6 protein-coding genes are annotated in these 12781 nt (G+C 35.9%); all 6 read left to right on the forward strand.

The features are described 5' to 3' along the window. The first annotated feature begins 1019 nt into the window (after nucleotides 1–1019). Entirely contained in the window at nucleotides 1020–5711 is a 4692-nt protein-coding gene (locus B6A10_RS09315) for a LamG-like jellyroll fold domain-containing protein (RefSeq protein ID WP_188220665.1), read from the forward strand. A gap of 231 nt (nucleotides 5712–5942) precedes the next feature. Beyond that, entirely contained in the window at nucleotides 5943–7469 is a 1527-nt protein-coding gene (locus B6A10_RS09320; RefSeq protein ID WP_188220666.1) for an ankyrin repeat domain-containing protein, read from the forward strand. Nucleotides 7470–7473: 4 nt separating this feature from the next. Beyond that, nucleotides 7474–7956: a DUF2271 domain-containing protein gene (locus B6A10_RS09325; RefSeq protein WP_026714451.1), complete on the forward strand. Its 483-nt coding sequence runs from the start codon at nucleotides 7474–7476 to the stop codon at nucleotides 7954–7956. Nucleotides 7957–7971: 15 nt separating this feature from the next. Beyond that, on the forward strand, nucleotides 7972–10146 hold the full coding sequence (locus B6A10_RS09330; protein WP_188220667.1) for a PepSY domain-containing protein: 2175 nt from the start codon (nucleotides 7972–7974) through the stop codon (nucleotides 10144–10146). A gap of 118 nt (nucleotides 10147–10264) precedes the next feature. Beyond that, complete coding sequence (locus tag B6A10_RS09335; protein ID WP_188220671.1) at nucleotides 10265–11173, forward strand: FAD:protein FMN transferase; 909 nt, start codon at nucleotides 10265–10267, stop codon at nucleotides 11171–11173. A gap of 415 nt (nucleotides 11174–11588) precedes the next feature. Then, nucleotides 11589–12781: hypothetical protein (locus B6A10_RS09340; RefSeq protein ID WP_188220668.1), on the forward strand; the 1193-nt coding region annotated here is incomplete at its 3' end.

Below are 12781 nucleotides of genomic sequence, written 5' to 3' on the forward strand. Positions count from 1 at the left end.
ACCGTCAAGGTCCCAATTTTATCATTAAAACAGTGCCTTCTAATGGAAGTTTAACCTATGTAGCTTTACAAATATTATTCATAAACACACAAATTGTATACACAAATTATACAAACAGAGAATAACCTTTAAATATCTGATTAAACATTAGATATATGTCACTATTAATAATACCTACCTCGATTAGTAATTTCTAAATTTTGAGATAAAAGAGTGAGGAAAAAGAGTGAGGAATACTCAAAAAAAAGTCGAATACCAAAGTATTTAAATATTTCAATAATTCGCATATAAGATAAGTAATGTATATTATAAAAATAATCCACTTTTCATAACCCTGAGGTCACGGGTTCAACTCCCGTCTTCGCTACGAAAACAAAGCCTTAAACATCAATTGTTTAAGGCTTTTTTATTGAAAAATACTTCCCTAAAAACAATCTTTCATCTGGGGATTTAAGTCTTCATTTTTTTTCAAAAGTACACCTGAAAAACATAAACTCCTCTTTCAAAAACACTTAGCAAAACTCCCCTGTTTTAAAAGTCATTTTACTCACCTAATTACTGCAAAATCATATTTTAACTCTCATAAGCAAACCACAAATCCAAGAAAAAAGTAAATCGCTCATTTCCAACTATTAAACTCAAAGACAACATCACTCTAAATAACCCTAAAAAAAAAGAAATCTTAATCCTACTTTTTACACAAAAAACGCATTTAATCGATCTTTTTTTACACTTAATCGATAGTTTTTAAAAAAATGTAGTAATTTTACCTTCGAAGAATTAGCCCTCTACTTTTAGAAAATTATTTTAATAAAATATAGCAACCCCAAATCTGCCATACGACTATGAAAAAAAACTACTCTAGCAAAAGAAACATATACATACTGCTTCTTTTATTGATATTATTAATCCCTGTTTTATCAACTAAAACAGTAGCTCAAGTAAGAAAGTCTTTTACTCAGAGAACAGCTTCAGCAACACCCACAAAGACCATTTATAATATAAAAGGTGATTTTACTATGTTAGGAAACACTAACCTGACGCTGAAGACCTACGGAAATACAACCGACAATGACGGCGAAATGATTTACGTGGATATAGATGGAGATTCCAACACCTGGAACTCCTCTTCTGCCGATTTACAACTTTCTACAGAAAATGGCGCAACCCCAGCATGCTCAACCATTTTATTCGCTGGATTGTATTGGACCGGAAAATCGGATGATTCAGATACTTTTACAGTTTCTAAGCAAACACAAAACGGGACACAAGCTATAAACAATAACCTAACCGTTATTCATAATCAAAGTATCGCAAATACAAACTACAATATGACAACTGCGTCCGTTAGTGGAGGTGGAAATAAATACCCTTCTTATACTTTTTCAGGAAATGGGAACAGCTATGTATTTGAATATACCAATTCATCGACAGTTACCCTCTCTGTAAATGGCGGTTCTTCTACAAGTTACCCAGTCAGCATTGTAGTTTCAGGATCAACTGCGACTGCTACATTATCAACACCTTACGTAATAACAGACGGAACTGTAAGCCTAACTATCAATAAGTTAATAAGAAACACAGCAACTAACTTAAATACCCCAGATACACAAACCTATTCATCAGCCTATGTAAATGTCTCTGGTACAATACCCGCTTACACTACAAGTACAAAAAATTACGATAAAAAAGTAGTTTCATTAAAAGGACCGGGAGCAGCTTCCTATACGACAATAACCGCCAGCTCATCTGATATTTGGTATCCGGGTTCCGGTGATGACGGAATTTATGTTGGATACAAAGAAATAACAGACTATGTAAAAACTTACGGATTAGGAACCTACACTGTAGCAGATATAGCCCTAAAAACAGGAACAGGCCCTACACCCGGATATTCCGGTGGTTGGGGAATTGTTGTTATTTACGAAAACCCATTGATGAACAGTAGAGCAGTCACGCTTTTTGATGGATATGCCAATGAAAATGGATCATTTGTGGGTGATATCCCGATTTCAGGTTTCGTGGCGGTAAATGCCGGTCAGGTAAATATGAAACTGGGAGTTATGGCCAGTGAAGGTGACGTTGCAAAAACCGGGGACTATTTACAAGTCCAACAACTTAATACTACAACCTATGTAAGTTTATCACATTCCGGAAATACAACAAATAATTTCTACAACTCTTCCATTTTAACCGGAGGAAATACCAGAAACCCAAACTTACAAAACAATACCGGAATCGACTTAAGTATGTTCAACATTCCAAATACAGGAAATGCTAATATAGCTAATGGTCAAACTTCGACTAATTTCAAATATGGTTCCAGTTTAGATAAATTTTCGATCTTTGGCTTTGCCATGTCTGTGGACTCCTACGTACCAGATCCTCAAGGTTTAATTAGCGTTAATTCTATTAATAATGTTACCAATCCTACGGTTTTAAATGCTTTACCGGGACAAACCATTAATTATTCGCTAAATATTACGAACGAAGGCACAGAAGCTACTAACAACACCATTGTTTCTATTCCAATTCCTTCAACAGCTATTTTTGGCACCGGAACGAATATTAGCTATCATACCCATAACGGATTTACGACTAGCAATGTTCCTCATTATGACTCAGCTACTAATTCAATTATCTGGGATTTAGGAACCCTACCTATTACTGCCGGACATCCGGAATACATCTATGCCGATTTAAGTTTTGACTTAGTTGTAACTACTGATTGCGACATTCTGTTAAGTGCCGGATGTAATCCTGAAGTTTCTCTGGAAACAGGAACAATTACCGGAACCGGAGCTACTTCGGGTTCTTCTTTTACTAATTATTTCTTTCAGGGATATGACGACAGCAGCTGTCAATTACCTATTGATGGTTCGATAAAAGTGGCTATCGATGCCAGTTCCTGTTGGTCAAGTTTGGCTGGAGCCGACCAAAACACCTATTGTGGCGGAGAAACAGTAACACTAAACGCTAAATCCGGAAGTACAGGAACCTGGTCTATCGTGAGCGGTCCTGCTGGTGGAGGAGAAATTTTCTCTGACAACAGCAGTCCTGCATCTACTTTCTACAGTCCAAACATTGGAACTTACACCCTTCGCTGGACAACCAATTGTGGCGCTACCGATGATGCTTTAGTTACTTTTGAACTTTGTAATGTGGTAAATTTTGACGGAGTCGATGACAATATTAATTTCAAAAACAAATTCAATCTCGACAGCGGTAATTTCAGTATCGAATGTTGGATTAAATCCAATGCTGCTAACAGCAACACCCAAACTATTCTTTCCAAACATCTTAGTCCAACAGCTACGGATGGTTATGATTTAAGAATTGTAAACAACAAAGTAGCTTTTTATTGGAACAACAACGCTGTTACAACCACAAACAGTATCGATACGGACAGATGGTACCATGTTGCCCTGATTTTTGACGGAACGAATTACAATTTATACATTGATGGTATTTTAGAAAAAACGACAGCCGGTTCCAATCCGTCAACTAACAGTGTGGATTTCATTATTGGAGCAATGAGTCAAAATACAGATGTTCCATATAATTATTTTAACGGATGGATAGACGAACTTCGCTTATGGAATACAGCTTTAAACGAAGATCAAATTCGTCGTATGATGAATCAGGAAATTGAAAATGATGGCAGCAATAATGTAAAAGGAGTAATTGTACCCAAAAATATCAGCGGTATAAACTGGAGTAATCTCTCAGGTTATTATCAAATGAACAATAGCGACGACATCAGCAATGGCTATTTGGTTGACCAATCAGGAAACAATAATAACGGAAAACTCAAAGGAATTTATCTTCCGGAACCGGACACTGCGCCAATTCCCTATACATCCGGAGCAAATGGAGCCTGGGAAACGGATGAAACCTGGACTAATTATGAAGTTTGGGACCCTCCATATAGCCTAGGAATTGACAATTCGACTCCTATCGACTGGAATATTGTAAAAACATCCCACAATATTAGTTCAACTGGAAATAAAACGGTTTTAGGATTATTAGTAAACAGCAATACTATTAGTGCCAACAATGATTCTAAAATTGAAATTTCGAGCTATTTAAAATTAGACGGAAAAATTGATTTGGTTGGAAAATCACAATTAATTCAAACTCTCGACAGCGATTTAGACGTAAACAGTTCTGGTTCTCTAGAACGAGACCAACAAGGACAATCCAATTTGTACAATTATAATTATTGGAGTTCTCCTGTTGGAACCATAAATACCACAACCAACAATGTAACCTATACAGTAGGTGGCGTTATGAAAGACGGCACCACCACTACGCCACAAAATATCAAATGGATTGGCGGTTATAATGGTTCGCCAACAACTCCTATTAGTCTTGCCCGATATTGGCTTTTCAAATTTGATAATTATGCCAATGCTTATGCAAATTGGGTACAATTCAACGAAAATTCTCCTATAAGAGTCGGACAGGGTTACACCATGAAAGGAAGCGGAGCTGCAAGCAGTACACAAAACTATACTTTTGTTGGAAAACCAAACAATGGAGCGATTACATCCAACACGGTTTCCGCCAATCAATTATTGTTAGCCGGAAATCCGTATCCGTCTTCTTTAGATAGTGAAGCTTTCATCAATGATAATGCGAATTCCATGAATGGAACTATTTATTATTGGGAACATTATGCCACTAATAACACACATATTTTAAGGGATTACCAAGGAGGTTATGCCACCCGAAACCTTACCGGAGGGGTAGCACCTTCTTCCACCAATGTGGACTATATCAGTAAATTAGGTACTCCTTCCCGCGGAATTCCTAATCGTTTTATTCCTGTTGGTCAGGCATTCTTTATCATTGGAAAACCTGACGGAGGCGGAACTATTACTTACAACAACAATCAAAGAAGTTTCCATAAAGAAGACGATGCTGCAAATTCGAACGTGATGTATAAAATTACAACTCAAACCAAACAATTGTGGCAAAACAATAAGAACGATGAAGTGGTAAATGAAAATCACAAAAAAATCCGTTTAGGCTTTAACTCCCGAAATGATTATCATCGTCAAATTTTATTAGGTTTTATGGATGAAAAAGCCACTGACCAAATGGATTTTGGTTATGATTCCTACAACCTTGACAACATTCCAAATGATATGTATTTCTTAATCGGTGAAGACCAATTTGTCATTCAGGGTGTGGGTTCTTTTAACAAATATGCCTCCTACCCGATTGGCATTAAAACAGATGCCGAAGGAACTATCAAATTCATGATTGATGATATTGAAAATTTCGACAGCAGTCAAGGCGTTTATATTTACGATGCCACCACCAACACTTACAATGATATCAGAAGCACTCCTTTTGAAATCAATGTAGCGGCAGGAACTAACAACAGCCGATTTGCTTTACGTTTTTCCAAAACAACAGAGGAAGAAGACAAACTGGCGGAAGAACAATTGAAAGCTAATAAAATTGACATTATTCATATTCAAAAAACAAATCTCATCAATATCAATAATCATATTGAAGATTGCAGCGTTACTAAAGTTCGCCTTTATGATGATTCCGGAATTGAAATTGAAAACTGGAAAATTCAGGAAAACCGAGATCAATCAAATATTCAGGTGCATATCAAGAAAACAAAAATGGGTGTTTATATCGTAAAAGTTGAAACAACCCGAGGTGAATTCACTAAAAAAATAATTATTCAATAATTGATAATTAACGTAAAATCGCAAAAACGTTCTGACCACAAAATCAGGACGTTTTTTTTTATAATATTTGTTCCCTATTCGAAAAGAATAAAAAATTTAAAAAAAATCTTTCTTTCAGGAACAAATATTCTCTTTTAATTTTTACTTTTGCTTATTTTTATTTATTCTAAATAGAAAATTAAATTAAACCTAAACAATTAATAATTATCTAATCGATAAAATGTCCAAATAATGAAGAAAAATCTATTTGCTTCCCTTGCGCTGGCTACTACTTTTTTGGCTACAGCCCAACAAAAAAACACGCTTTTAGAACAAAATTTCTGGAAATCTGCTCCAGATGTTAATGCAGTAAAAGCAGAAATTGACAAAGGAAATAATCCTTCCGAAAGTACTCGAAATGCCTTTGATGCTGTGGTTTATGCTATAAACAGCGATGCGCCAACGGAAACAATTAAATTTTTATTAGATCAACCCGGCAATACCGTTAATAAACCAACGCATGACAATCGTATTTACCTGCATTGGGCCGCCAATAAAGGAAATGCTGAAGTTGTAAATTACTTAATAGCCAAAGGATCTAACATCAATCTGGAAGACAGTCATGGTACAACTCCGATTACTTTTACAGCAAATAGTGGTCAAAAAAACACAGCCGTTTACGAAGCCTTTTTTAAAGCCGGCTTAGACCCAAAGAAAAAATACAAAGACAATACAACTCTTTTATTATTGGCAATCCCAAATGATAAAGATTTGACATTAACCAATTATTTTATTTCCAAAGGGCTTTCTTTGAAAGACACCGATGCCAACGGAGCAACCGCATTTGATTATGCCGCCCGAACAGGAAACATCGAACTTTTAAAAACATTGGTACAAAAAGGAGTAAAATATACCGACAATGCACTACTTATCGCCTCACAGGGTTCTCGTCGTGAAGCAAATACATTAGACGTGTACAAATATTTAATAGACGAATTGAAACTGAATCCTAAAGCGGTTTCAAAAGAGGGTGAAACGGTTTTACATAATTTGGTTCGAAAATCCAATCAAACGGAGATTATCAATTATTTTTTAAGTAAAGGAGTGGATGCAAATAAAGCGGATAACGATGGCAACACCGCTTTAATGAACGCTGCTTCGAGTAGAGACACGGAAGCTTTAGAATTATTATTACCAAAAGCCAAAGATATCAATGCTAAAAATGCCAAAGGAGAATCGGCATTATCATTAGCTGTTCAAAACGGAAGTCCGAAAGCTGTGGAACTTTTGTTAAAACAAAAAGCAGATATCAATGTGACGGACAAAGACGGAAATAACTTGGGTTATTACCTTATTCAATCCTATCGCCCACAAATGGGAGGTCGTGAAATGAATGCACGCGGACCACAAGGCGAAACGGCTGCAAAAGAAGATCCTTTTACAGAAAAATTAATGCTGTTGCAACAAAATGGACTGAATCTTTCTCAGCCTCAACAAGACGGAAGTACTTTATATCATTTTGCTGTGCTGAAAAATGATATAACTTTGCTGAAAAAATTAGCCGCCGTTAATATCGATATCAACGCCAAAAACAAAGACGGTTTAACTGCTTTGCACAAAGCGGCTATGATTGCAAAAAACGACAACATTTTAAACTATTTATTGTCCAATGGTGCCAAAAAAGATATCAAAACCGATTTTGACGAAAGTGCTTATGACTTAGCCAAAGAAAACGAAACCTTATCTAAAAACAATATTTCCATCGAAATTTTAAAATAATACCATGAATTCAATTTTTAAGACAGCGCTTTTGAGTGCTTTTATCTGCCTTATTTCTTTCCAGTCTTTCGCTCAAAGCAGCAAATACAAATGCATGTTGCAAATGTCTAATTACATGGGCGAAGGCGCTTATGTAGTGGTTTCATTAATCAATCCCAAAGGTGCTTATGAAAAAACACTTTACGTTATGGGGGACGATAAAAAATGGTACAAAACCTTAAAAGAATGGCATAAATTTTATTCTAAAAAACCTTCTAATATCAGTGCTATTACCGGAGCTTCAGTAACCGGAGGAGACCGAAGCATTACGACTATCGAAATTGAGGATTCTAAAATCAACAGCGGATATAAATTGCGTTTTGAATCGGCAGTGGAAGACCAAAAATACCATGTTTCCGATTTAGAAATGCCTCTTACTACTGCGGCTTTAGCCGATAAAACGGAAGGAAAAGGTTATATCCGTTATGTAAGATTCAGTAAACTATAATCCTAAATTATCTAAATGACGCTTTCCGTTTGGCGATACGCCCACCTTACTTTGGCGGTATTTTCTGCTGCATTTTTATTTCTGGCTGCGACAACAGGAACTATCCTCGCAGTAGATGCTATTCAGGAGAAAATTCCGTCTCATCGGGTAACTAATTTCAATGATATAACATTGGCAGCAACTTTGCCAATTCTAAAAAAAACATATCCGGAAATAACCGAAATTAGTATCGACCACAATCAGTCTGTTACTTTACAGGCTATAGATAAGGACGGGAACGATGTTAATGCATACATCAATCCAACAAACGGAAAAATAATTGGTAAACCCGAAAAAAAAAGCGATTTTATTAACTGGATTACCAGTTTGCATCGTTCACTGTTTCTGCATGAAACCGGACGTCTTTTTATTGGAATTAACGCCTTTTTATTGTTGCTTATTTCCATTTCCGGTTTTGTTTTGGTTCTCAAAAGACAAAAAGGAATCCGTAATTTTTTCTCTAAAATCATCAAAGAATATTTTGCTCAATATTATCATGTGGTTTTAGGAAGACTGGCTTTGATTCCTATTTTAATTTTGGCTCTTTCCGGGACTTATTTGTCTATGGAACGTTTTCATCTTTTTGAAAATGAAAATAAAACTGAAACAGAAAATTCGAAACCACAACAAAAATCTTTTGATTTCAAAAAAACTTCTTTTGCTGAAATCACAAAAATAGAATTTCCTTTTTCGGATGATCCAGAGGATTATTACACTTTCGAATTAAAAGACCGAAAAATAGAAGTAGAACAATATTCGAATACTATAATTTCGGAAGAATTATTCCCGACTACAAAAATGTTGACGGAATTAAGTTTGGATTTACACACCGGAAGAGCCAATTCTTTTTGGGCTTTTGTACTCGGATTAGCTTCTTTAAACATTTTGTTTTTCATCTATTCGGGTTTTGCGATGACTTTCAAAAGAAGAGCCAGCCGCATAAAAAACAAATTCAAAGCCGAAGAAAGTAAATATATTTTGCTAGTGGGGTCCGAAAACGGAAGTTCGCTCCGTTTTGCCAATGCCATTTTGAAACAACTCAACGAACAAGGCGAAAAAGCTTTTATGGCACAACTCAACGATTATAAAAACTTTGCAAAAGCCGAACATTTATTGATTTTTAGCTCGACTTACGGTTTGGGCGATGCCCCTTCGAATGCCAATAAATTTGAATCGCTTTTAGCCAAATTTCCACAAACAAATACTGTAAATTATTCAGTAATTGGTTTTGGTTCCAAATCCTATCCGGATTTTTGCGGTTTTGCCCGAACAATCGATTCGCTTTTAGAAAAACAAAAATGGGCTCATCGCTTTTTAGAATTACAAACCGTGAATGATAAATCGGCTGAGGAATTTGTAAACTGGGTAAAATTGTGGAGCGCTAAAACCGAAATCGCGCTCAGCACTACTCCATCGGTTTACAATCATATTCCAAAAGGTTTGCAACAATTGATGGTTTTGGACAAAACCACGGTTTATGAAAACGAACAGACTTTTTTATTGACTCTAAGGGCTGGAATGCGAAGCCAATTTACTTCCGGCGATTTATTAGCCATTTATCCTGCCAATGACAATCAGGAACGTTTGTATTCTATTGGAAAACATAATGGTAACATTCAACTGGCAATAAAATTACACCCCAATGGTTTGGGTTCCGGATTTTTATACAATTTAAAAGCGGGTGATGTTATCAAAACACAAATAATCAACAATCATGCGTTTCATTTGCCTAAAAAAGCGACAAAAGTCGCACTGATTTCTAACGGAACCGGAATTGCTCCTTTTTTGGGAATGATTGAACAAAACAAGAAAAAAACCGAAATCCATTTGTATTCCGGCTTTCGCCAAAAAACCGAAATCACAAAACAGTATCAGGATTTTGCTTTAGCTATGATGCAAAAACAACAATTGAAAAATTTCCATTTGGCTTACTCACGTGAAGCAGACAAACATTATGTGATGGATTTGATTCAGATGGACGCTAATTTCTTTGCTGAATTATTAAAAAATGGAGGTATCATCATGATTTGCGGTGCATTGGCCATGCAATTTGACGTTGAAAAAGTTTTAGACCAAATTTGTCTTTCCATAAACCACAAACCACTTAGTTACTACAAAACACAAGGACAACTTTTAACCGATTGTTACTAAGCAATTCTTTCCAAATTTTCGAATGACAAACAAACACCTTAATATAATTTTCTTTTTAAGCTTATTAATTAGTTTCACTTGTCAGTCTCAAATTTTACGAAAAAGAACCACCTTACTGATGGGCGGACGCTTCGATATTAGTATTGTTGCAAAAGATTCCCTTACCGCCGAAGAAAATATCGATGAAATAATTACAGAAATCAGCCGGATTGAAAATCTGATTTCCGACTGGAAACCGACTTCTCAGGTTTCTGAAGTCAATCAAAATGCAGGAATCCGTCCGGTAAAAGTGGATAAAGAAGTCTTCGAATTGACCCGAAGAGCTTTGCAGCTTTCTGAAATTACCAATGGAGCATTCGATATTAGCTTTGCTGCGATGGACAGAATCTGGAAATTTGACGGTTCCATGACCGAAATGCCTTCTGCGGAAGCTATCAAAAAATCGGTTGCAAAAGTGGGCTATAAAAATATAATTCTTGACAGCATTCATTCGACAATTTTCCTGAAATTAAAAAGAATGAAAATTGGTTTTGGCGCTTTGGGTGAAGGCTATGCCACTAATAAATGCCAGGAAATGATGCTCGCTAAAGGAATTCATTCGGGTATTATAAATGCCTCCGGCGATATGAGCGTTTGGGGAACGCAAATTAACGAAAAACCCTGGAACATTGGTATTACAAATCCTTTTCATCCCGACAAAATTCTGGCTACAATGCCTTTAAAACAAGGAGCCGTTACCACGTCGGGTTCTTACGAAAAATTTGTTGTTTTGAACGGCAAACGCTATTCGCACATTATTAATCCGGCAACCGGATATCCTTCAACCGGACTGTGCAGTGTTACTGTTTTTGGTCCCAATGCTGAAACTGCTAACGGTTTTAGTACTTCGGCTATGGTTTTGGGCAAAAAAGCTGCTATTCCATTTTTAAATCAATTTCCGGATTACTATTTTATGATGATTACCGATTCAGGCAAAACTATCTTCTCTAAAAACTTCCCGAAACGACTGTTAAAAAAATACAGATAACTGAAAATTTTTACTTCAAAAAATAATTTCATTCAACTCTTCATTTGAAATTAACCAACAATTCATTAAGTATTAAAAATCTCTTTTTTCAACTCAAATAAAGTAAAACAATACTTTCAAATCTACTGACTTCTAAATTTCTGTACTTAATCGAGTTATCCTACACCTCATCGATTAAAGTATAATAAAACATGGCTATTCTTTAATTTTACCACTGTTACCAAAAAGGTAATTTCCAAACAAATGATCCTTGCTGTTTTTGAGTTTTTAAACTCTAAAAACATTCGACTTTTCCTAAGAACAGAGCATTTAATTAGTAGTCTCTATCTAAAAATATTTCGGCTCAAAAAACAAATAAAATATGAGCCTTGTAAAATAATTGAAAGTTATTTTTTGAATCTAAATCACTAAACTTATGAAACAAAAATACTTATTCATTCTATACCTTTTTTTTTCTTTCGTTCAAATTTTCGCTCAAAATACTGGTGATTTTAGATCAATTGCAAACGGAAATTGGGAATCAGCTTCGTCATGGGAATTCTATAACGGTAGTTCATGGACAGCAGCCGGTGTTTATCCTGGTCAAAGTACAGGTACTTATTCGGTAACCATTTCTAGTGTAAACACTATTTCCATTACTTCAAATCTGACAACAGCAGAAATGGGTAGCGTAATTGTTAAAGGTACATTGGATTTAAATCCTCCATCCCCTTTTAATATTACACTTTCAACATTACATTTATTTATAGATGGCGGTGTATTGAATTTTAATGGCCCACAAATAAGTTTAAATCTGCCACTAAGAGCTTCTCCCAACCCTAGTCCGTATATTGAAATAAAAAACGGAGGGACAATTGGCGGAAATTGTACACATAATGACGAAATTTTAATAGGTAATAATGTATATGCCGTTTGTAAAACAACAGGTTCCAGTGATTATGTAACCTTTGGGGAGATAGCAACTTCAGGAGGAACAATAAATGCAGTTATAAATTTACCTCCTTCTAACACTACAAGTTGTAAAGACCAACCTATAACTTTGGAAGGACATTATGAAGGAGCGGCCGGCAGTACTGTAGACTATCAATGGACTGCTACAGATCCAAATGGAGATCCCATTACAATTGCCAACGGAACCTTATCAAATAATTCCGATATTGCCTTAGCATCACTCACTCCAACTATATTCGGAAATTATTTAATATCATTTACAGTTTCCACAGACATTAGCGGAATTAACTTTTCTAATACTGTTACTAATTTAGTTACCATTGAAGATACTCAGGCACCAATTATCAACTGTCCGGTTGCCACTAATGCCAATCGAAATACCAATGCTGCGCTTTGTACTTATACCGCTGTAGGAACCGAATTTAATGCTACTGCTACTGATAATTGTGCGGTAACTTCTTTAACTTACTCTCTAAGCGGAGCTACGACCGGAAGCGGAACTTCTCTTGCCGGTGTAGTATTTAACAAAGGGGTTACTACTGTGACATGGTCGGCTTCTGACGGAGTAAATACTGTTGTAAACTGTAGTTTTACCGTAACAGTTAGCGACAATCAGGCACCAAGTATCAACTGTCCGGTTGCCACTAATGCCAATCG

The organism is Flavobacterium pokkalii (assembly GCF_014596575.1).
Lineage (GTDB): Bacteria > Bacteroidota > Bacteroidia > Flavobacteriales > Flavobacteriaceae > Flavobacterium > Flavobacterium pokkalii.

Coding starts and splice junctions, on each gene's coding strand:
- B6A10_RS09325 (WP_026714451.1), top strand. CDS start 7,474: ATGAATTCAATTTTTAAGACAGCGCTTTTGAGTGCTTTTATCTGCCTT.
- B6A10_RS09330 (WP_188220667.1), top strand. CDS start 7,972: ATGACGCTTTCCGTTTGGCGATACGCCCACCTTACTTTGGCGGTATTT.
- B6A10_RS09335 (WP_188220671.1), top strand. CDS start 10,265: ATGGGCGGACGCTTCGATATTAGTATTGTTGCAAAAGATTCCCTTACC.
- B6A10_RS09315 (WP_188220665.1), top strand. CDS start 1,020: ATGTTAGGAAACACTAACCTGACGCTGAAGACCTACGGAAATACAACC.
- B6A10_RS09320 (WP_188220666.1), top strand. CDS start 5,943: ATGAAGAAAAATCTATTTGCTTCCCTTGCGCTGGCTACTACTTTTTTG.